The sequence below is a fragment of the Pseudomonas sp. AN3A02 genome (genome assembly GCF_011765255.1).
Taxonomy (GTDB): Bacteria; Pseudomonadota; Gammaproteobacteria; order Pseudomonadales; family Pseudomonadaceae; genus Aquipseudomonas.
Window position 1 is genome coordinate 83,397 of the sequence record NZ_JAARNI010000003.1, and the last position, 19,002, is coordinate 102,398.

General features: G+C 61.3%; 21 protein-coding genes. 5 read left to right on the forward strand and 16 right to left on the reverse strand.

The features are described 5' to 3' along the window. The first annotated feature begins 36 nt into the window (after nucleotides 1-36). Both tagQ and HBJ59_RS14845 read left to right on the forward strand, forming a co-directional pair. A complete protein-coding gene (gene tagQ, locus HBJ59_RS14840) occupies nucleotides 37-960 on the forward strand; it encodes a type VI secretion system-associated lipoprotein TagQ (protein WP_167663996.1) in 924 nt (307 codons plus the stop codon). A gap of 125 nt (nucleotides 961-1,085) precedes the next feature. Beyond that, entirely contained in the window at nucleotides 1,086-1,466 is a 381-nt protein-coding gene (locus HBJ59_RS14845) for a hypothetical protein (RefSeq protein ID WP_010168229.1), read from the forward strand. 148 nt (nucleotides 1,467-1,614) lie between these two features. On the opposite strand, the gene HBJ59_RS14850 is transcribed toward HBJ59_RS14845, so the two are convergent. The 9 genes from HBJ59_RS14850 to exbB all read right to left on the reverse strand — a co-directional run bounded on the left by HBJ59_RS14850 (nucleotide 1,615) and on the right by exbB (nucleotide 10,386). Further along, on the reverse strand, nucleotides 1,615-3,015 hold the full coding sequence (locus tag HBJ59_RS14850) for an aminoacyl-tRNA deacylase and HDOD domain-containing protein (protein ID WP_076013163.1): 1,401 nt from the start codon (nucleotides 3,013-3,015) through the stop codon (nucleotides 1,615-1,617). Between the two features lie 213 nt (nucleotides 3,016-3,228). Then, nucleotides 3,229-5,304: an ATP-dependent DNA helicase RecG gene (gene recG, locus HBJ59_RS14855; protein ID WP_088422055.1), complete on the reverse strand. Its 2,076-nt coding sequence runs from the start codon at nucleotides 5,302-5,304 to the stop codon at nucleotides 3,229-3,231. 8 nt (nucleotides 5,305-5,312) lie between these two features. Next, on the reverse strand, nucleotides 5,313-6,233 hold the full coding sequence (locus tag HBJ59_RS14860; protein WP_017476716.1) for a hydrogen peroxide-inducible genes activator: 921 nt from the start codon (nucleotides 6,231-6,233) through the stop codon (nucleotides 5,313-5,315). Between the two features lie 114 nt (nucleotides 6,234-6,347). Further along, nucleotides 6,348-6,878, reverse strand: a complete 531-nt coding sequence (locus tag HBJ59_RS14865) for an iron transporter (protein WP_076013161.1) — start codon at nucleotides 6,876-6,878, stop codon at nucleotides 6,348-6,350. A 19-nt stretch (nucleotides 6,879-6,897) separates the two neighbouring features. Continuing rightward, the gene (locus HBJ59_RS14870; RefSeq protein WP_167663997.1) at nucleotides 6,898-7,716 is read right to left on the reverse strand and encodes an FTR1 family protein; all 819 of its coding nucleotides are present in this window, start codon (nucleotides 7,714-7,716) and stop codon (nucleotides 6,898-6,900) included. Between the two features lie 3 nt (nucleotides 7,717-7,719). Then, a complete protein-coding gene (locus HBJ59_RS14875) occupies nucleotides 7,720-8,055 on the reverse strand; it encodes a cupredoxin domain-containing protein (RefSeq protein ID WP_076013159.1) in 336 nt (111 codons plus the stop codon). A 166-nt stretch (nucleotides 8,056-8,221) separates the two neighbouring features. Then, nucleotides 8,222-8,971 carry an energy transducer TonB gene (locus HBJ59_RS14880; RefSeq protein WP_076013158.1) on the reverse strand — a complete coding sequence of 250 codons (750 nt, stop codon included), beginning with the start codon at nucleotides 8,969-8,971 and terminating at the stop codon, nucleotides 8,222-8,224. Further along, complete coding sequence (gene exbD, locus HBJ59_RS14885) at nucleotides 8,968-9,393, reverse strand: TonB system transport protein ExbD (RefSeq protein ID WP_017476711.1); 426 nt, start codon at nucleotides 9,391-9,393, stop codon at nucleotides 8,968-8,970. The genes HBJ59_RS14880 and exbD overlap by 4 nt, the downstream gene beginning before the upstream one ends. Nucleotides 9,394-9,399: 6 nt before the next feature. Continuing rightward, nucleotides 9,400-10,386 carry a tonB-system energizer ExbB gene (gene exbB, locus HBJ59_RS14890; RefSeq protein WP_076013157.1) on the reverse strand — a complete coding sequence of 329 codons (987 nt, stop codon included), beginning with the start codon at nucleotides 10,384-10,386 and terminating at the stop codon, nucleotides 9,400-9,402. 188 nt (nucleotides 10,387-10,574) lie between these two features. Here exbB and HBJ59_RS14895 point away from each other — a divergent pair, with 188 nt between their 5' ends. After that, on the forward strand, nucleotides 10,575-11,426 hold the full coding sequence (locus tag HBJ59_RS14895) for an NAD-dependent epimerase/dehydratase family protein (RefSeq protein ID WP_167663998.1): 852 nt from the start codon (nucleotides 10,575-10,577) through the stop codon (nucleotides 11,424-11,426). Nucleotides 11,427-11,470: 44 nt separating this feature from the next. On the opposite strand, the gene HBJ59_RS14900 is transcribed toward HBJ59_RS14895, so the two are convergent. The 7 genes from HBJ59_RS14900 to HBJ59_RS14930 form a co-directional block, all read right to left on the reverse strand. Then, on the reverse strand, nucleotides 11,471-12,205 hold the full coding sequence (locus HBJ59_RS14900; protein WP_076013155.1) for a hypothetical protein: 735 nt from the start codon (nucleotides 12,203-12,205) through the stop codon (nucleotides 11,471-11,473). A gap of 160 nt (nucleotides 12,206-12,365) precedes the next feature. Beyond that, nucleotides 12,366-13,109, reverse strand: a complete 744-nt coding sequence (locus HBJ59_RS14905; protein ID WP_076013154.1) for a hypothetical protein — start codon at nucleotides 13,107-13,109, stop codon at nucleotides 12,366-12,368. 63 nt (nucleotides 13,110-13,172) lie between these two features. Then, nucleotides 13,173-13,553, reverse strand: coding sequence for a RidA family protein (locus HBJ59_RS14910; protein ID WP_003213288.1), 381 nt, complete (start codon nucleotides 13,551-13,553; stop codon nucleotides 13,173-13,175). A gap of 24 nt (nucleotides 13,554-13,577) precedes the next feature. Further along, entirely contained in the window at nucleotides 13,578-15,683 is a 2,106-nt protein-coding gene (gene spoT, locus HBJ59_RS14915) for a bifunctional GTP diphosphokinase/guanosine-3',5'-bis pyrophosphate 3'-pyrophosphohydrolase (protein WP_167663999.1), read from the reverse strand. A gap of 60 nt (nucleotides 15,684-15,743) precedes the next feature. Beyond that, nucleotides 15,744-16,007: a DNA-directed RNA polymerase subunit omega gene (gene rpoZ / locus HBJ59_RS14920; protein ID WP_003176920.1), complete on the reverse strand. Its 264-nt coding sequence runs from the start codon at nucleotides 16,005-16,007 to the stop codon at nucleotides 15,744-15,746. Between the two features lie 167 nt (nucleotides 16,008-16,174). Then, nucleotides 16,175-16,795, reverse strand: a complete 621-nt coding sequence (gene gmk / locus HBJ59_RS14925) for a guanylate kinase (RefSeq protein ID WP_003213284.1) — start codon at nucleotides 16,793-16,795, stop codon at nucleotides 16,175-16,177. Between the two features lie 11 nt (nucleotides 16,796-16,806). Then, entirely contained in the window at nucleotides 16,807-17,670 is an 864-nt protein-coding gene (locus HBJ59_RS14930) for a YicC/YloC family endoribonuclease (RefSeq protein ID WP_093203689.1), read from the reverse strand. Between the two features lie 217 nt (nucleotides 17,671-17,887). On the opposite strand from HBJ59_RS14930, the gene rph reads away from it, so the two are divergent. Further along, nucleotides 17,888-18,610 carry a ribonuclease PH gene (rph, locus tag HBJ59_RS14935; protein ID WP_167664000.1) on the forward strand — a complete coding sequence of 241 codons (723 nt, stop codon included), beginning with the start codon at nucleotides 17,888-17,890 and terminating at the stop codon, nucleotides 18,608-18,610. Between the two features lie 22 nt (nucleotides 18,611-18,632). Then, nucleotides 18,633-19,001 carry a DUF4870 domain-containing protein gene (locus HBJ59_RS14940; RefSeq protein ID WP_017476705.1) on the forward strand — a complete coding sequence of 123 codons (369 nt, stop codon included), beginning with the start codon at nucleotides 18,633-18,635 and terminating at the stop codon, nucleotides 18,999-19,001. The last annotated feature ends 1 nt before the right edge of the window (nucleotide 19,002 follow it).

Consider the following 19,002-nt stretch of genomic DNA (forward strand, 5'->3'; position numbering starts at 1 on the left):
GTGCTGGGCAAGTCAAACTTAAAAGAGAACACAACGATGATTTTTTCCCGTAAGGCGGTTTCCAAGCGTCATCTGCTGTTGATCGCAGCTGGTTTCAGCACCGTGCTGACTGGTTGCGCAACGTCGCCGACCAACAAGGTCGCCTCGACCACCAAGGTCGAGTACTACCCGAACTGCTACGAGCCGGTGCAGCACCTGCGCGCTACCGATTCGGACCTGACCAAGTCGGTAGTCACCGGCGCTGCAATCGGTGCGGCCGGTGGTGCTTTGCTGGGCGCCCTGACCGGCGACTCCGACAAGCGTGGCCGCAACGCCGCGATCGGCGCAGCGGGCGGCGCCCTGGCCGGTGGTGCAGCGGGTTACTACACCGAGCGCCAGAAGCAGATCACCGATGACAACCAGCGCATCGCCTCCTACGCCACTGACGTCAACAAGCGCGCTTCCGACATTGATCGCAGCACCGCGTATGCCAAGGCGTCCCAGCAGTGCTATCAGAGCGCATTCACCAAGCTTGTGGCTGACCGCAAGGCCAAGACCGTTAACGACACCGAAGGCCGCAAGCGCCTGGCAGAAATCGTCTCGGGCCTGAAAGAGTCCAACGACCTGATCGTCGCGGTAAACGGCAAGGCCAGCGAAGACCTGAACAACTACACCCAGGCGTACGAGCAGGATCTGCAACAAGTGGGCGTACAACGTGCCGACGTCGTAACCGTTGCGACTGCCGATACCACGCCGGTGGTGACGCCAGCCAAAGGCAAGAAGCCGGTAAAAGTCGCGAAGAAGCCGGTGCTGCCAACCGTGCCGAAAGAAGCCGTAGCGACCGAGAAAACCATCCAGACCGCCCAAACCAAGCAAGCTGAAAGCAAGCAGGTTGCCAGCGCCGGTAAAGCGCAGATCGAAGGCACTTGCCGCGATCCAAACCTGGCGGATTGGGCACCGGTTCCTTGCCCTAACGTCTAAGCAAAGTTGTTGCTATAAGCGGTAAACGCCAGCCGATCTCCTGCTAAAACGGGAGATCGGTAGCGTTATTTGCGCAAATCGTTAAACTGCTGCGGCCACCCAATAATTACACTGAGGCCGTGTGCATGAAATTTCGTTTTCTTCTCTGGATGCTTGGCCTGTTGATGGGCAAAGCCAGCCGCACCAACCCTGCGTTCCAGCAGCAGTTGGGTGACAAGGACCTGGCGTTCCAGCTGCAGACCCTCGACGGCAAGGTTGCTCGTCACTTCATCGTCAAAGACCAGCGCATCACCAGCCGTTCGGGTGTTCATCCCGCGCCTGCGTTTGCTATTGCCTTCAAGGACGCCGCCTACGGCTTCGCCACGATGCAGGCGAAGAACAAACAACTGGCGTTCATGACGGGGATTCAGGACAAGTCGATCCAGATCAAGGGCAACCCGGCGCTGGTGATCTGGTTCCAGGGGTTGACCAAGTATTTGAAGCCGAAGAAAAAGCCGAAGGCTTGATGGCTGCACCACAACTTATGCGGTGAAAATGCTTGTTGTGGCGAGGGAGCTTGCTCCCGCTGGGCTGCGAAGCGGCCCCCGGCTTTTTTGGGAGCGCTGCGCACTCCAGCGGGAGCAAGCTCCCTCGCCACATTGATCTGCTGAGGTTTTAGCCTTGGCTGAACTGCGACGCCAACTCGCGCAACAACGTTTCCGCATCCAGCACTTTAGCCACCACATCCTCTGCCTTGTCCCGGGTCAGCCCCAGGCGCTCAAGCAGTTCGTCCGGGATGTCTTCGTCCGGCCCGGAGCCGATCCCCCGGCTGCGCAACAAGCGCACGGCCAGGCACACCAGGTTCGGGTATTCCGCATATTGCCCGTCGTAGGTCGGGTCGTGCTGGAAGCGCAGGGCCGTGGACAGTTCGTCCGGCATGTCCCAGTAACGCATCAACCACGCACCAATCTGCTCGCGGCTGATACCCAGCAGGTGCTGTTCGATGTAGCTGTGGCACAGGTGCGGGTTGACCTCCAGGTGCCGGCAGATCAGCGAGAAATGCGGCGGGAAGACGTGGGCCAGCAACAGGTAGCCGAAGTTGTGCAGCAGGCCGGCCAGGTAGGTCAGGCCGGCTTCCGGGCGCTGGGCGCGGGGCATGGCGCGGGTCAGGCCTTCGATCACCGCGGCGGTGTAGATCGACTGGTGCCAGTACGGCGTGGCCTGTTGCGGGTGGTCCTTGGGCAGGCTCAAGGTCTTGCCCAGGGCCAGGCCCAGCGCAAGGTTGATCACCAGGTCAAAGCCCAGCACGCGCACGATGGCGTCTTCCACCGAGCGAATCTTGCCCGGCGAGGCGTAGTAGGGCGATGCGGCCCAGCTCACCACTTGGGCGGCCAGGGCCGGGTCGGTTTCCACCACACCGGTGATGTCGTCGATGGTGGCGTTGGGGTCGACCCGCAGCTTGATGATCTTCTGCGCCGTGTCGGCCAGCGGGGGAATCTCGATGGTCGCTTCCAGGCGCTGCTGGATACGGCGGGCGGTGAACGCCTGCATCGCCTGGGTGATTTCCTCGCGGTCGTCGTTGGGGCGATCCAGGTTCGGCCGGATGCTGCTCAGCGGCTCGCCGAAATGCGCGGCGCTGGCCTTGGTCAGCATGCTCTTGAAGGCGTCGCTGGAAATCTCCAGCAGCAGCCCGGCCTCGCCCGAGTGCACCAGCACGGTTGGCTCACGCAACAGGCTTTCTTCGTACAGGCACGGCGAGCTGGTGAGCGGCGGCAGGCCAGGCAGCAGGCTCAGGCTGTGTTTGCCGAGCATGCGCTCGAGGCGCTCCGGCGACACGGCCGTGAGGCGGCGGCCGGTAAGTTCGGCCAGGCGATTGAGGTCCAGCAGCTGACTCTGTGGAAACAGCACCATGAGTGCACCCACGGCATCATCGAGCAACACTGCCTGAACCTTTTGTGCCGGGTTCAGGCCAGGGCGTTCGGCAACTTCCGTGTAGCTGATAGCGAGCTTTGCAAGCAGCGTCCGAATCACCGAAGGGGCGGTCGGCGGCGCTGTGGCGAGGGCAACTTCTGACATGGCCTGAATCCAATTTCCTACAGTCAATGGAGTATAACCAGCTTGATAGGAGTGAGGGTCGTCTAAGTGCGGTTTGTGACACTGTCGGCTATTGCAGGCCTGTGTAGGCGCGAGCTTGCTCGCGAAGGTCGTTAACGATGATGCGGGCATCCTGATTCAACGCGGCGCCCTCAGGTTTTTCGCGAGCAAGCTCGCTCCTACGGTGGGCCAGCGTCACACTTGGCCGTATTGCTGCCCATGCCTGAGCCAGCGATCCAGTAACGGGCTGACATGCTCCGGCCAGCGCTCGATCAACGCTTGGGCAGCATCGCGCACGGCGGGCAATAGGTCGGCGTCGCGCATCAGGTCGGCGACCTTGAATTGCAGCAGGCCGGTCTGGCGGGTGCCGAGCATTTCGCCGGGGCCGCGCAGTTCGAGGTCTTTTTCGGCGATCACGAAACCGTCGTTGGTCTCACGCATGATGCCCAGGCGCTGGCGGCCAATCTGCGACAGCGGCGGGTGGTACAGCAGCACACAATGGCTGGCAGCGCTGCCCCGGCCGACACGGCCACGTAATTGGTGCAGTTGGGCCAGACCGAGGCGCTCGGGGTTCTCGATGATCATCAGGCTGGCGTTGGGCACGTCGACGCCGACTTCGATGACGGTGGTCGCCACCAGCAATTGCAAATTGCCGGCCTTGAACTCGGCCATCACCGCGGCCTTTTCCACCGGCTTCATGCGGCCGTGGATCAGCCCGACCTTGAGTTCGCCCAAGGCGCTGGTGAGGTCTTCATAGGTGGTTTCGGCAGCCTGGCAGGTCAGTTCTTCGGACTCTTCGATCAGGGTGCACACCCAATACGCCTGACGGCCTTCGGCACAGGCACCGCGCACCCGTTCGATCACTTCGACCCGGCGAGTGTCGGTGACCAGCACCGTGTTGACCGGCGTTCGGCCCGGCGGCAGTTCGTCGAGGATCGAAGTGTCGAGGTCAGCGTAGGCGCTCATGGCCAGGGTGCGCGGGATCGGTGTGGCGGTCATGATCAACTGGTGCGGGCTCATGCGGCCGCCCACGCCTTTCTGGCGCAGGGCCAGGCGCTGCTGTACGCCGAAGCGGTGCTGTTCGTCGATGATCACCAGCGCGAGGTTCTTGAACTTCACTTCGTCCTGGAACAGCGCGTGGGTGCCCACCACCATCGGGGCGCCGGCGGCGATTTGTTCCAGGGCCGATACGCGGTTCTTGCCCTTGAGCTTGCCGGCCAGCCACGCGACTTCCAGGCCCAGTGGTTCGAGCCAGCGCTTGAAGGTGATGAAGTGCTGTTCGGCAAGAATCTCGGTAGGCGCCATCAGTGCAACCTGATAACCCGCTTCGAGGGCCTGCAGCGCGGCGAGTGCGGCGACCACGGTTTTACCCGCGCCTACGTCGCCCTGGATCAGCCGCAGCATGGGTTCTTTCTGGCTCAGGTCGTAGGCGATTTCGTTGCCGACCCGTTGCTGGGCGCCCGTCGGTGCAAACCCCAGGTTGGCCAGATATTGAGCCGGAAGACGTGTGGCCTTGGGCATCGCCGGCGCGCGCAGGGAACGCATGCTCTCGCGCAGGCGTTGCTGGGACAGTTGGTGGGTCAGCAGTTCTTCGAACGCCAGGCGATGCTGGGCCCAGTGATGACCGAGGGCCAACTCGTCGACATCGGCGTCGGCAGGCGGGTGATGCAGATAGCGGATCGCATCATCCAGCGGTGCCAATTGATAGTCGCGGGCCAGTTCCTGAGGCAGCCAGTCGGGCAGGCTTTTTGGCCCGAGCATCGTCAGGGTTTGCATGCACAACTGGCGCAGGCGCTGTTGGGTCAGGCCTTCGGTGAGCGGGTAGATCGGTGTGAGGGTGGTGTCCACTGGCGGCGGTTCGTCGCCGGTAATGGCGCGGTATTCCGGGTGGTAGATTTCCAGCCCCGAAGCGCCGGGCCGGGCTTCACCGTAGCAACGCACGCGGGTGCCACGCTTGAGGCCTTCCTTCTGGGCGTTGCTGAAATGGTAGAAGCGCAGGCTCAGGCCGCCAGTGCCGTCTTGCAGGCGCACGACCAAGCTGCGGCGCTTGCCCATCACCACATCAGCGCCGCTGACGGTGCCTTCAACCACCGCGTCCTGCCCCGGGCGCAGTTGGCCGATGGGCACCACGCGGGTGCGGTCCTGGTAACGCAGGGGCAGGTGGAACAACACGTCCTGGAGATTTTCCAGGCCGACCTTGGCCAATTTCTCGGCCATGGCCTCCCCGACACCCTTGAGTGCCGTCACCGACACCTGCGACAGCTCAGTCATACCGTTACTTAGCTCGCAGCAGGCGGCTTGGCCACCGAACACAGGCGGATCGAGTCGGCGAGGATTTCAATCGCTTTCGGTCGCGGAAAGCTGGCGCGCCAGGCGATCGCCACGGTACGGAACGGCACCGGCGGCGTCAGTGGGCGCACGGCGATCACGCCGGGGGCGTAGTGATGGCTGTCCACCGCCGACAGCGGCAGGATCGAAATACCCAGGCCGGAAGCGACCATATGGCGAATGGTTTCCAGGGAGCTGGATTCCACGGTGGTGTGCTTGGCGCCGTCATTGCCCTTGGTCAGGGTCGGGCAGGCTTCCAGCACCTGGTCGCGGAAGCAGTGGCCTTCGCCCAGCAACAGCAGGCTCTTGTCGTTGAGCAGGGCGGCGTCGATGGTTTCTTTTTGCGTCCACGGGTGGGACGCCGGCATCAGCACGTAGAACGGCTCATCGTAGAGCGGCAGGGTCAGCACGTCTGCCTCGTTGAACGGCAGGGCGATGATGATCGCGTCCAGTTCGCCGTTACGCAGTTTGTCGCGCAGCACGTGGGTGAAGTTTTCTTCGATATACAGCGGCATCTGCGGCGCGACGCGGTGCAGTTGCGGAATCAAGTGCGGAAACAGGTACGGGCCGACGGTATAGATGGCGCCGACTTTCAGCGGGGCGGTCAGCTGGTTTTTACCGGCCTGGGCCAGCTCGCGAATGCTTTGGGCCTGTTCCAGAACCTTCTGGGCCTGGGCGACGATGCCTTCGCCGACGGGCGTGAGGCGCACGGCGCTTTTGCTGCGCTCGAAAATCAGCACACCGAGTTCGTCTTCAAGCTTCTTCACACCCACCGACAGCGTCGGCTGGCTGACGTGGCAACGCTCGGCCGCGTGGCCGAAGTGCTGCTCTTGGGCGAGGGTAACGATGTAGCGTAATTCTGTAAGAGTCATAGCGGGCGTCCATGAGGTTGCGGGCCAAGCATACCGGCTGCAATCGATAGACGCACGTTATCAGACAGCGTAGGGGCCACGACACTGGTTAATCGAGTATCACGGCCCGGTATTTCACTTCTGCGGGTACTTGAAGGTGAAGGTTTCGGTGAAGGGAGCCCACCAGTCAGGCACGCCGGTTTCCTTGTCCACATGGTGGAAGAAACCTTTGATTTGCGGGCTTTCATAGCGCAATACCACGGTGTAGGTGCCGGGGCCGTCCATCTTCACGTTGTTCGCGTAGTGAGCGCCGTCTTTGGCCACCATCGGCAGCAACGTACCGATTTCCTTGTAGTCGGGCGAACCTTGCTTGACCAGCGAGTAGCTGATGGTCAGGTAGGGCACCCACTCACCGTTGGACAGGCCGTACTTGTTGTCGGCGGTGGCGTGCACGTCCGTTTCAAGGTGCACCGAGTCCTTGCTCATCACCATGCCCGGCGGCATGGGCGCCATTTCGATGCCCACCAGATAGGAAGAGGCGATCTCCATATCGTTGATCTGGACTGGCCCGCCGATCGGGTATTCGCGGGCCTGGGCGAGGGAGGAAGCGGCCACGGCGCTGACAAGCAGCAGTGCGGCGGCCAAGGGATTGCGCAGAGGTTTCATGGTGGGGCTCCTGGGGCGGTTAAGGTGATTGTGTCGCGCGTGAATGCAGTAAGCGGTTACCCAGCACCAGGAGCGCGAGGGTGACGGACCAGGCAACCAACTGGACGCCCAGTGGCCGGTCGGTGTAGCCCACCAGCGCGGTCAGTGCCCGGCCTGTGAGGCTGCCATCGGAGACCAGCCAGGAGGTGTCCCAGAGCTGGTAGCCACAGGCGGGAATCAGGTCGATACCGGCAAGGATCGCGGCGGCCCGGCCGGCCATGCCGGCGGCGAGCAAGGCGATCATCCAGCCGGTAATCGAGAACAGGCGCTTGAGGCTGATGGCGACCAGGCCGCGGTACATCAGCCAGGACAACGCGGCCCCGGCAGCGATGCCGAGCACGCCGCCGGTCAGCATCGAGAGCGGGTCTGCCTGGCTCGACGCGGCGATGCCGTAAAGGAACAGCACGATTTCCGAGCCTTCGCGCAGTACGGCGACGGTAATCACTACGGCCAGGGCCCAGAGTGATTTTTCGCCGTTGAGTACGGCATTGCCGGCGCTGCGCAGTTGGGTCGCCAGCTCGCGACCGTGGCTGGCCATCCACAGGTTGTGCCAGCCCAGCATCACCACGGCGACCACCAGAATGGCCGCGTTGAAAATTTCCTGGCCGAAGCCTTGCAGCGCCTGGGTGATTGCGCCGGTAAAGAGCGCGAGGACGCCGGCACCGAGTACGCCGGCCGCGATTCCACCACCAATGAACAGCCCGCGTCTGGCCAGGCCTTGGGTGGCGGCCATCACAATCCCCACCACGATCCCGGCTTCCAGCACTTCTCGAAACACGATTAACAGACAGGCCAGCATGGCTTACTCCTTGGCCGCGACCGCAGTGACCGTGCCTTTGGCCTGGTCCGGGTGGTAGTCATCGAAGAAGGTGTAGGTGCCGGGATGCAGCGGGCCGGCGAACACCGTAACGGTGTTGCCGGGGACGATGATTTTTTCGAATTTCATGTCATAGCTTTCGAACTCATCGACGCTTTCGTCATGGCTGGTGAGTTGAATACGAAAGCGTTCCCCGGCCGGCACCTCGAACGTCGAGGGGCTGAAGGTGTGGTTTTGAATGACCAGGGTGACCAACTGATCCGCTTGCGCTGCGACGGGAAAAGCCAGTAGGAGAAGAGCCAGCCGGGCAAGGTTGGGCATGCCGAATGTCCGCTAATGAGAACGATTCGCGGATGATTGGCTTTGTCTTTAAATGTTACAAGTGAAGATAAAGTTAGGTTGAGGCCTGTTCAACTGGGGTTCAGCTTGCGGCGATAGGCAGGGAGACGTAGCAGCCGTGGGCACCCGAGAGTGCCCACGGAGAGGATTACCGGCGACGTTTTTCGATGTTGTAAACGAACGGCGCAACGATCTCGATGCTGCCGCCTTTCAACATGTCGGCCGGCGGCTTGGGCAGCGGCTGGGCGCGACGAATCATGTCGAGGGTGGCGCGGTCCAGATCGGCGTTGCCAGAGCGGCCCACCAGTTCATAGGACAGTACGTTACCGTCGGCATCTACCACGAAACGCAGGCGGTTCAGACCTTCCTTGCCACGCGCCTGGGCGCCCGGCGGGTACTTCTTGTACTTCTGCAGGTGGCCCAGCAGGGTACTTTCCCAGGTGGCCTTGGCCGCGATCTGCTGCGGTGAAGGGCCCGGTTGTGGCTGAGCGGACTTCTCCGTAGGCGCGTTGTTCTGCGGAGTTTCGCTCGGTGGCTCCTCGGAAGGTTTCTCCTTGGGCGGATCGGGCTTCTTCTCCACAGGCTTGGGCGGCTGTGGTTTTGGCTTGGGTTTGACCGGCTTTGGCACCTGGATCGTCGGCTTCGGTGCCTCGGCCAGTTTCGGCAATGGCAGCTCTTCCACCGGCGCGGGCGGTTGCGGCGGCGTTACCACCTTCGGCGGGGCCGGAGGTGGAGGCGCCGGCATCGGTGCCAGGTCGATAACCATGGCCGCCGGAGGCAGCTGGACCATATGTGGCGCCGACCACTGGAGCGCGATGATGATCGCGACGGCGTGGACGCCCAGCACGACGGCGAGGCTGGTGCCATAACGCGTCAGTTTGTGGCGCGTCGTGATCATTTCTTGGCTGCCGTCTCAAGTCCGACCAGGCCTACCTTGAGGTAGCCGGCTGCCCGCAGGGCATCCATCACGCTCATCAGGTCGCCGTAGTCCACGCCCTTGTCGGCCTGGAAGAAGATCGTCGTGTCTTTCTTGCCCTGGGTCTTGGCGTCGAGCACCGCGCCCAGGGTTTCGGATTTGACTTCTTCTTCGCCCAGGAACAGACGTTGGTCCGCCTTGACGCTGAGGAATATCGGTTTCTCCGGCCGCGGCGCAGGTTTCGCGCTGGAGGCGGGCAGGTCGACCTTGATGTCCACAGTGGCCAGTGGTGCGGCCACCATGAAGATGATCAGCAGCACCAGCATCACGTCGATAAACGGCGTGACGTTGATTTCGTGGTTCTCGACGAGCTCGTCGTCGCCTTGATTCAAATGCAGGCCCATGGCCGATTACCCCACTTTCACCATATGCGGTTGCGAGCTGCGCTCGGTAGGCAGGTGATCGAGGTCACGGCTGACCAGCAACAGGACTTCTGCCGAAGCGTCTGATACCTGGGCCTTGTAGCCGGCGATCGAACGGGCGAAGACGTTGTAGATGACTACCGCAGGAATCGCGGCAACCAGGCCCAGTGCCGTTGCCAGCAGGGCTTCGGCGATGCCGGGAGCCACGACGGCGAGGTTGGTGGTCTGGGTTTTGGCGATGCCGATGAAGCTGTTCATGATGCCCCACACGGTACCGAACAGGCCGACGAAGGGCGCGGTGGAACCGATGGTGGCCAGCACGCCGGTGCCGTTGCTCATGTTGCGACCGCAGGCGGCAACCAGGCGCTCAAGACGGAAGCTGACACGCTCCTTGATGCCTTCTTTTTCACGGGTGTTGGCGGACAGGCGCATCTCTTCGAGTGCGTCGTGAACCAGCAGGTGTGCCAGGGTGCCCTTCTTCGCCGCGCTTTCGCTGGCTTCTTTAAGGGTGGTGGCTTTTTTCAGGTGGACGATTTCAGTGCGCAGGCGACGCTTGGCGCCCAGCAGCTCGAAGCCCTTGGCGATCCAGATTGTCCAGGTGATGATCGAGGCGATGGCCAGGCCGATCATCACGATCTTCACGATGATGTCAGCGTTCTGGTACATGCCCCAGGGCGACAGGTCGTGGGCCATGCCCAGGCTGTTGTCTTCTTCCAGCACGACGCCGGAATCGTCAGCCGGTGCGCCTTCGGCGGCCAGGGCTGGGTCGGTGGCAGCGGGTGCGGCGGCTGGCGCAGGAGCATTTTGCTCGGGGGCTGGCGCAGTGGCAGCAGGCGGGGTGGCTGGTGCGGTGTTATCGGCGAACGCGGCGGTCGGAGCCAGCAGAACGCTGAACAGCACTGCAGCTATCGCACGCCAGGCGCGGGATGGGCTGTGAGGCTTGGTTGGCGAAGCGGGGAATTTATTGCGTGTCATGCTGGCCGGACCTGAGAGAAAGAATGAGTGGGTGTCCTTCCAGACCGTATCGGGTCGAGGACAAAAGGGCGGTTATTATTGCAAGTAATTCTTGTTAACAGAAGCAATACGGATACTTTATTTGTCGTTTTGCTGGCCGCTGGTCATCTGTGGGGGCTAATCTTGACCTTTAAGAATGGAGTTTTGTGATGTCTGCGCCTTCTGTGGTGATTGCCGGTTGCGGCGATGTCGGTAGCCGTCTGGCCACCCAATTGCTGGCCAAGGGCTGGGAGGTTCATGGCCTGCGGCGGGATGTCTCGCGCCTTCCCGAGGGCGTGATCGGGATTGCCGGCGACCTGTTCAAAGAAGATTGCCCCGACACCTGGCCGGTGGGCGGGGTGGATTACCTGGTGTATTGCGCGGCGGCCACCGATCACGACGAAGCAGGCTATCGCGCCGCGTACGTGCAAGGGTTGCAGCATGTGCTGGAATGGTTGAACGACTACGGCCAAGAACCTAAGCACTTGCTGTTTGTGTCCAGTAGCAGTGTGTATGGGCAGCAGAACGGTGAGTGGGTCGACGAAAGCTCCGCGACCCAGGCGGGCGGTTATTCCGGACAAGTGATGCTGGAAGCCGAGCAAGTGGCGTTGGATAGCGGGATTCCCGCCAGTGTCGTGCGCCTTACCGGTATCTATGGGCCGGGCCGTGAACGGTTGTCGACCCAGGTGCGTGAAGGCTATCGCGTGACGATTGACCCACCTTTATATGGCAACCGGATTCACGTTGACGATGCAGCAGGCCTGCTGGCGTTTTTGTTGCTTCATGTGGAGCAGGGTGGCGCACTGGACAACTGCTACATCGGCGTCGACGATGCTCCCGCACCATTGGCCGAGGTGGTGGACTGGCTGCGTGAGTACCTCGGCGTAACCGAATGGGCCGCAGACGCCAGCGTGCGACGGGCCGGCAGCAAGCGGTGCAGTAACGCCCGGGCGAAGGCGTTGGGCTGGGTGCCGCGATACCCAAGTTATCGCGAAGGGTACGCAGCGATTCTTGAAGGTTGATCGCGACCTAAAGAAAAAGGAGCCCAAGGGCTCCTTTTTTTGCGTCACTGTTTTTCCAGCAGCCATTGGCGTGGGCCTGGAGTGAGCTGTGGGATTTCATCCGGTTGCGACTGATTGATCGCCTGGAGAATCTCCAGTTGTTTGCCGTAGCGGACAAAAATCCAGCTGTGTCCCACATCGCCCTTGCCCAGGTAGAGGGTGTCATTGCCAGCCCCTTGAGTAGCACAATCGCCTCCCAGGCATAACTCGTACCGGTTGTTTTGCGCCAGGCCGGATACGCTGCCGTCAGCGTTGAACACTACGATGTTCCCGGTGCCCTGGCCTTCAATGATTTTCCACTGGCCACCCACATAGGCCGAGTTCAACGCACGTCTGAACGTCGTACCCCACTGGGCGTCCACTGCGGCGGGTTGGGCGGGGCGGGTGAAGCGTTGGGCTGCGTAATTTTTTGTGGTCTGCTGAATCAGTTGGTTGCCATCCAATTGCAGTTCATCGGTGCCATGACCGTTGTAGTCGACGGTCCATACACCCGGCGCCGTTTGCTGCAATTGCCCTTCGCCCAGTTCGAACGCATTGCTGACTTGCGCCTTGTTGCTGCGGGTGTCGATGTTCCATTCCAGATTTAAGCCATGCGCATCAATGGCTCGCAGCAAGGGCCTGCCTTGGGCAGCCGAATCGATGGCTGCCTGGTTGATCCATAGTCCGCTGATGTCGGTTGGCTGCGGCGCATGGGTGCAGCCGCCCAGCAGAATCAGGCTAAGGACAAGTAATGTGCGCATGGGGCAATCCCTGGACGGTAAAAAACATGGGGCCTGATGTAGGAGCGAGCTTGCTCGCGAAAAACGCAAAGACCCCGCGTTAATTCAGGATGCCAGCGTTACCGTGGACGTCCTTCGCGAGCAAGCCAGCTCCTACAGAAAGCAGGAGCCTGTTTCTGTATCACTGTTTTTCCAGTAACCACTGTCGCGGCCCGGGGGTAAACGAGGGTACTTCGTCGGCCTGGGCGGTGTTGATCGCCTGGAAGATCTCCAGTTGCTTGCCCTTGCGCGCAAAGATCCACGGGTTGCCCTGGCCGTTCAGTTGCAGCCAGATGCTGTCGTAGCCGCCACTCATGGAGGCGCAATCGCCCGCCAGGCACAGCGAGTACTGATCAGCGCCGGGCAAGCCGGTTACCTGGCCATTGGCCTGGAACTGCACGGTCGCGCCTTCGCCATTACCGCTGCTGATTTTCCAGGTGCCGCCCATATAGGCTGCGTACAGGGTGCGCTCGAAGTTAGCACCGAGCGGCGCGCCTTCGGGAGCTGGGTCCTTGGCACGGGCAAATAGCTGCTCGGGCTCGTTGTCATTGGCCCCTTGCAGCAGTTGTTTGCCTTTACGCTTGAGTTCAGTGGCGGAGCTGCCGTAGAAATCGACGCTCCAGGCGCCGGATTTTTCACCCAGCAACTTGCCTTCAGCTACTTCAAAACCGTTGTAGTAGCGTGCCTGAGACGCTTTGGTGTTCACCTCCCATTCGAGGTTCGGACCGTAGCTCTGCAGGGCTTCACGCAAAGGGCCGCCCTTGGCTGCTGCGTCGATGGCGGCCTGGTTGATCCAGGTGCCGCTCACATCCAGGTCGGCGGGATTGCTGGCGCAGCCGCCGAGCAACAGGGCGAGCAACGAAGAGGCAACGAGCGCTTTGCGCATTACGAAATCCTTCCAAAAACCAATTCGGCGCAGCCTTCCCGTGGAAGCGCTGCGCCGGATGTTTTATTCGATGACCAGAATGGCGTCCATCTCAACCTGCGCGCCCTTTGGCAGGGCGGCAACGCCGATGGCGGCGCGTGCTGGGTACGGCTGTTCGAAGTACTTGCCCATGATCTCGTTGACCTTGGCGAAGTGGCTCAGGTCGGTGAGGAAGATGTTCAGTTTGACGATGTCCTTGAACGAACCGCCTGCAGCTTCGGCAACCGACTTCAGGTTTTCGAAGACCTGGATGGTCTGGGCTTCAAAGCCTTCAACCAGCTCCATGGTTTTTGGGTCCAGTGGAATCTGGCCGGACATGTAGACGGTATTGCCCGCCTTGATCGCCTGGGAGTAAGTACCGATTGCTGCTGGTGCCTTGTCGCTGGTGATAACAGTCTTGGTCATGAATGACTCCTTGTAATGAATGGGCTAGGCGCGCATGCGGGTGATGCGGATGACCCCGGTCAGGGCGCGCAGTTTCTTGATCACGCGGGCCAGGTGCACGCGGTCGTGCACGCTGACCACCAGTTGGACCACGCTGATGCGACCATCGCGTTCGTCCATGCTGATTTTCTCGATATTGCCGTCGGCCGCATTGACGCTGCTGGCCAGCAGGGCGATCAGGCCGCGCTGGTGTTCCAGCTCGACCCGCAGCTCGACGTTGAATTCGCCGGTGACATCCTTGGCCCACGAAAGCTGGATGCATTTCTCGGGGTTATGGCGGATTTCACTGATATTGCGGCAGTTGTCCAGGTGCACCACCATGCCTTTGCCGGCGGACAAATGGCCGACAATCGGGTCACCCGGGATCGGCGTGCAGCACTTGGCGTAGCTGAGCACCAGGCCTTCGGTGCCGCGAATCGCCAGCGGGCCTTCGGGGCTTGGCAGCTGTTCGCCTTCGCCCAGCAGGCGACGGGCGACCACATAGGCCATGCGGTTGCCCAAGCCGATGTCTTCCAGCAAGTCTTCGATCAGTTCCTGGCGGTACTCGTGGAGCATCGCCTGCACGCGCTCGGTCGGGATCTTGTCCAGGGAGCTGTCGAAGCCGTTGAGCACCTTGTTCAGCAGGCGTTCGCCCAGGCTGATGGACTCGGAGCGGCGCTGCAGTTTCAGGGCGTGACGGATATGGGTGCGGGCCTTGCCGGTGACCACAAAGTTCAGCCACGCCGGGTTCGGGCGTGCGCCCGGTGCGCTGACGATCTCCACCGTGGAGCCGCTTTGCAGCGGTTCCGACAGCGGGGCCAGTCGACGATTGATCCGACAGGCTATGCAGCTGTTACCCACGTCGGTGTGCACCGCGTAGGCAAAGTCGACCGCGGTGGAGCCTTTGGGCAGCTCCATGATCCGGCCTTTGGGCGTGAACACGTAGACCTCGTCCGGGAACAGGTCGATCTTCACGCTTTCGATAAATTCCAGGGAGTTGCCGGCACGTTGCTGCATTTCCAGCACGCCCTTGACCCACTGGCGGGCGCGGGCATGCGTACCTTTCGGCTGCTCGTCGCCGGTGGATTTGTACAGCCAATGGGCGGCGATGCCGTTGTTGGCCATCTCTTCCATTTCGCGGGTGCGAATCTGGATCTCGATTGGCACCCCGTGCATGCCAAACAGCGTGGTATGCAGCGACTGATAGCCGTTGGCCTTGGGAATTGCGATGTAGTCCTTGAAGCGCCCCGGCAGGGGTTTGTACAAATTATGCACAGCGCCCAGCACGCGGTAACAGGTATCGACCTTGTCGACGATGATCCGGAACGCGTACACGTCCATGATCTCGTTGAAGGCCCGACGCTTGCCGCGCATCTTCTTGTAGATGCCGTAGATGTGTTTCTGCCGGCCGCTGACTTCGCCCTCGATCTCATCGATCGCCAGGCAGTGGCTCAGGGACTCTTCGATCTTGTTGACGATTTCCTTGCGGTTGCCCCGGGCGCGTTTCACTGCCTGGTAGATGCGCGCAGAACGCATCGGGTGCATGGCTTTAAAGCCTAGGTCTTCGAACTCGATACGAATGGCGTGCATGCCCAGCCGGTTGGCGATGGGCGCGTAGATTTCCAGGGTTTCCTTGGCGATGCGCCGGCGTTTTTCGCCGGAGAGCACTTCCAGCGTGCGCATGTTATGCAGCCGGTCGGCCAGCTTTACCAGGATCACGCGGATGTCCCGGGCCATGGCCATGGCCATCTTCTGGAAGTTTTCCGCTTGGGCTTCGGCCTTGGTTTCGAAGTTCATCTGGGTCAGTTTGCTGACCCCGTCGACCAGTTCGGCCACGGTTTCGCCAAATTGCGCGCTGAGCGCTTCCTTGGCAATGCCGGTGTCTTCGATCACGTCATGCAGCATCGCGGCCATCAAACTCTGATGGTCCATGTGCATGTCGGCAAGAATGTTTGCCACGGCAAGAGGATGCGTGACATACGCCTCGCCACTGCGGCGGCGTTGGCCGTCGTGGGCTTGTTCGGCGTAGAAATACGCTCGGCGGACCAGGTTGACCTGGTCTGGGCCGAGGTAGGTCGATAAGCGATCGGCGAGGGCGTCTATGCTCGGCAAAGTATTAACTCCTGCCGTTGGCTGTGACCCCGCGCCGTGCTACGTCGACCAGGCATAGGCTTAGACGGCCTCGTTGGACTCGTCCTCGAACGCTGCAAACAGCGGTTCGTCTTCAACGATTTCGGCGTTGGCGATGAACTCGTAGCTCATCAGGCCTTCAGCGATTTCACGCAGGGCTACAACGGTAGGCTTGTCGTTTTCCCACTGGACCAGAGGCTCTTTGCCGCCAGTAGCCAGTTGACGGGCACGCTTGGTAGAGAGCATGACCAGCTCAAAGCGGTTATCCACGTGTTCTAGGCAGTCTTCAACGGTTACGCGGGCCATGGTATTCCTCGGAGCGAATGCAATATGCGCGCTGCCCGGTTGGGCGAGCGGACTGAACAGTTTAAAAAATCACCAGCGTTTAGGGAAGCGCTGATTTTTCGCAGGCCATCGCAAACGCGCTACAAGTGCCAATGTAAAGCCCTTGCAGCGGTTTTGGGAAGAGCCAATCAGCCGAGCAGTTCGGCCAACAATTTGCCGAAACGCTGCTGCTGACGCTTTTGCTGGAGCTGATTGGCGCGGAAAATCGCCTTCAGATCGTCCAGTGCGTGAGCGAAATCGTCGTTGATGATCAGGTAGTCGTAGTCGACGTAGTGGCTCATTTCACTGACGGCTTCGCGCATGCGGCCTTCGATGATCTCGTCGCTGTCCTGGCCGCGATTGGTCAGGCGCTGGTGCAACGCTTCCAAAGACGGCGGCAGGATGAAGATCGAGCGGGCTTTGGGCATCAGTTGGCGCACTTGCTCGGCGCCCTGCCAGTCGATTTCCAGGATCAGGTCGTGGCCTTCGTCCAGGGTCTGCTGCAGGTGGCTTTGGGAGGTGCCGTAGAGGTTGCCGAAGACTTCGGCGCGCTCGAGGAAATCACCGTGCTCGATCATCTTGACGAACTCGGTGCGCTCGACGAAGTGGTAGTGCACGCCGTTCACTTCACCCGGGCGCATGGCGCGGGTGGTGTGGGACACCGAGATGCGGATCTGCTCGTCAGCGTCGGTCAGGGCTTTGACCAGGCTGCTTTTGCCCGCGCCCGATGGGGCAGAAATGATGTAAAGGGTGCCGGTGCTGTGGGTCATGTCAGGGTGCCTTACTCGATATTCTGTACTTGTTCGCGCATTTGCTCGATCAACACTTTGAGGTTGACCGCAGCCTGGGTGCTGCGCGGATCAAAGGCTTTGGAGCCCAGTGTATTGGCTTCGCGGTTGAGTTCCTGCATCAGGAAGTCCAGGCGCCGACCGGCGGCACCGGCAGACTTGAGCACGCGGCGCACTTCCAGGATGTGGGTGCTCAGGCGGTCGAGCTCTTCGGCGACGTCGCTCTTTTGTGCCAGCAGCACCATCTCTTGCTCCAGGCGCACCGGGTCCAGCTCGGCCTGCATGTCGGCGAAGCGATCCAGGACCTTCTGGCGCTGGGTAGCAAGCATCTGCGGCACCAGTTCGCGCAGGGTGACCACGTCTTCTTCGATGGAGGTCAGGCGGTCGCTGATCAGGCGGGCCAGTTCGGCGCCTTCGCGCTCGCGGCCGGCCTTGAGTTCTTTCAAGCCTTGATTGAACAGGGCCAGGGCCTCGGCGTTCAGCGCCTGTGGGTCAGTGGCGTCGGCCACCAGCACGCCGGGCCAGGCCAGGACTTCCAGCGGATTGATGGCGGCAGGCTGTTTGATAAGGCTGGCGATGGTTTCGGCGGCGGCGACCAATTGGGCGGCGCGCTCGCGATCCACCTGCAATGGCTTGCCGGTGGTTTCCTCGGTGAAGCGCAGGGTGCATTCCAGCTTGCCGCGGGAAATGCCCTGGCGCAGTGCTTCACGGACCGCGCCTTCGAGGTCGCGAAACGATTCCGGCAGGCGCAGGTGCGGCTCCAGGTAGCGGCTGTTGACCGAGCGCAATTCCCAGCTCAGGGTGCCTTGGACGCCGGCTTTTTCGACGCGGGCGAAGGCGGTCATGCTGTGCACCATGGAGGTACCTCGCGATGCAGTCCCGCAAACAGGCGGGCTGATGGGTAGATTGGAGCCGACAGGCTGCGAAGGCGCAGGATTGTAGCTCAACGGGACGGGTGGCCCCAAACAGTGGCTTCGGGCCCCGGGTTTGTAACAGGATTTTTTAGAAGTGCCGATCAGGGCTGGCGGCTCTATAATGCTCGGCAGTTTTTCGTCCTCCGTACAGGTATCCCCTATGAAACGTCCAAGTGGTCGCGCTGCCGATCAGCTCCGCTCGATCCGCATCACCCGCAACTACACCAAACACGCCGAGGGATCTGTACTGGTCGAGTTTGGCGATACCAAGGTTATCTGCACCGTCAGCGTCGAAAACGGCGTGCCGCGTTTCCTCAAGGGCCAGGGCCAGGGTTGGTTGACCGCCGAATACGGCATGCTGCCGCGCGCCACCGGCGAGCGTAACCAGCGTGAAGCCAGCCGTGGCAAGCAAGGCGGCCGCACCCTGGAAATCCAGCGCCTGATCGGTCGTTCCCTGCGCGCTGCGCTGGACATGTCCAAGCTGGGCGACGTGACCCTGTACGTCGACTGCGACGTGATCCAGGCCGACGGCGGCACCCGCACTGCATCCATCACCGGCGCCATGGTTGCCCTGGTCGATGCGCTGAAAGTCATCAAGAAGCGTGGCGGCCTGAAAGGCGGCGATCCGCTCAAGCAGATGATCGCGGCTGTATCGGTAGGCATGTATCAAAGTGAGCCCGTGCTGGATCTGGACTATCTTGAAGATTCGGCTGCCGAGACCGACCTGAACGTGGTGATGACCAGCACTGGTGGTTTCATCGAAGTGCAGGGTACCGCCGAAGGCGCGCCATTCCAGCCGGCGGACCTGAATGCCATGCTGGCATTGGCCCAGAAAGGCATGACCGAGATCTTCGAACTGCAGAACGCCGCATTGGCCGACTGATTCATCCCCAAGGAGCTACGCCATGAGTGACAGTCAACTTCCGCTGCCGACACCGTCCAAGGAAGTTCGCCAGTGGGCGATGCTCTGTCACTTCGCGGCGTTTTTCGGCTTGATGTTCCCGTTCGGCAGCCTGCTGGGGCCTTTGATTCTCTGGCAGGTGAAGAAGGACACGGACCCGTTCATTGATGATCAGGGCAAGGAAGCGCTGAATTTCCAGATCACCGTGGGCATAGCCTGGGCGGTCTGCTTCCTGCTGGGTTTTATCGTGATCGGCTTCGTGTTGATGACCGTCCTGGTGATCGGCGCGGTGGTGATGACGATCATTGGGGGCATCAAGGCCAACAAGGGTGTGGCTTATCGTTATCCGTGGACGTTGCGGTTGATCAAATAAC

What these genes read in the sequence shown, in the direction of transcription:
- HBJ59_RS14875 (WP_076013159.1), bottom strand. Translation starts at nt 8,055, where the DNA reads ATGCCCAACCTTGCCCGGCTGGCTCTTCTCCTACTGGCTTTTCCCGTC.
- HBJ59_RS14860 (WP_017476716.1), bottom strand. Translation starts at nt 6,233, where the DNA reads ATGACTCTTACAGAATTACGCTACATCGTTACCCTCGCCCAAGAGCAG.
- recG (WP_088422055.1), bottom strand. Translation starts at nt 5,304, where the DNA reads ATGACTGAGCTGTCGCAGGTGTCGGTGACGGCACTCAAGGGTGTCGGG.
- HBJ59_RS14930 (WP_093203689.1), bottom strand. Translation starts at nt 17,670, where the DNA reads ATGGTGCACAGCATGACCGCCTTCGCCCGCGTCGAAAAAGCCGGCGTC.
- rpoZ (WP_003176920.1), bottom strand. Translation starts at nt 16,007, where the DNA reads ATGGCCCGCGTAACCGTTGAAGACTGCCTAGAACACGTGGATAACCGC.
- exbD (WP_017476711.1), bottom strand. Translation starts at nt 9,393, where the DNA reads ATGGGCCTGCATTTGAATCAAGGCGACGACGAGCTCGTCGAGAACCAC.
- rph (WP_167664000.1), top strand. Translation starts at nt 17,888, where the DNA reads ATGAAACGTCCAAGTGGTCGCGCTGCCGATCAGCTCCGCTCGATCCGC.
- exbB (WP_076013157.1), bottom strand. Translation starts at nt 10,386, where the DNA reads ATGACACGCAATAAATTCCCCGCTTCGCCAACCAAGCCTCACAGCCCA.
- HBJ59_RS14865 (WP_076013161.1), bottom strand. Translation starts at nt 6,878, where the DNA reads ATGAAACCTCTGCGCAATCCCTTGGCCGCCGCACTGCTGCTTGTCAGC.
- HBJ59_RS14850 (WP_076013163.1), bottom strand. Translation starts at nt 3,015, where the DNA reads ATGTCAGAAGTTGCCCTCGCCACAGCGCCGCCGACCGCCCCTTCGGTG.
- HBJ59_RS14940 (WP_017476705.1), top strand. Translation starts at nt 18,633, where the DNA reads ATGAGTGACAGTCAACTTCCGCTGCCGACACCGTCCAAGGAAGTTCGC.
- HBJ59_RS14910 (WP_003213288.1), bottom strand. Translation starts at nt 13,553, where the DNA reads ATGACCAAGACTGTTATCACCAGCGACAAGGCACCAGCAGCAATCGGT.
- HBJ59_RS14895 (WP_167663998.1), top strand. Translation starts at nt 10,575, where the DNA reads ATGTCTGCGCCTTCTGTGGTGATTGCCGGTTGCGGCGATGTCGGTAGC.
- HBJ59_RS14870 (WP_167663997.1), bottom strand. Translation starts at nt 7,716, where the DNA reads ATGCTGGCCTGTCTGTTAATCGTGTTTCGAGAAGTGCTGGAAGCCGGG.
- HBJ59_RS14880 (WP_076013158.1), bottom strand. Translation starts at nt 8,971, where the DNA reads ATGATCACGACGCGCCACAAACTGACGCGTTATGGCACCAGCCTCGCC.
- HBJ59_RS14845 (WP_010168229.1), top strand. Translation starts at nt 1,086, where the DNA reads ATGAAATTTCGTTTTCTTCTCTGGATGCTTGGCCTGTTGATGGGCAAA.
- HBJ59_RS14905 (WP_076013154.1), bottom strand. Translation starts at nt 13,109, where the DNA reads ATGCGCAAAGCGCTCGTTGCCTCTTCGTTGCTCGCCCTGTTGCTCGGC.
- gmk (WP_003213284.1), bottom strand. Translation starts at nt 16,795, where the DNA reads ATGACCCACAGCACCGGCACCCTTTACATCATTTCTGCCCCATCGGGC.
- HBJ59_RS14900 (WP_076013155.1), bottom strand. Translation starts at nt 12,205, where the DNA reads ATGCGCACATTACTTGTCCTTAGCCTGATTCTGCTGGGCGGCTGCACC.
- tagQ (WP_167663996.1), top strand. Translation starts at nt 37, where the DNA reads ATGATTTTTTCCCGTAAGGCGGTTTCCAAGCGTCATCTGCTGTTGATC.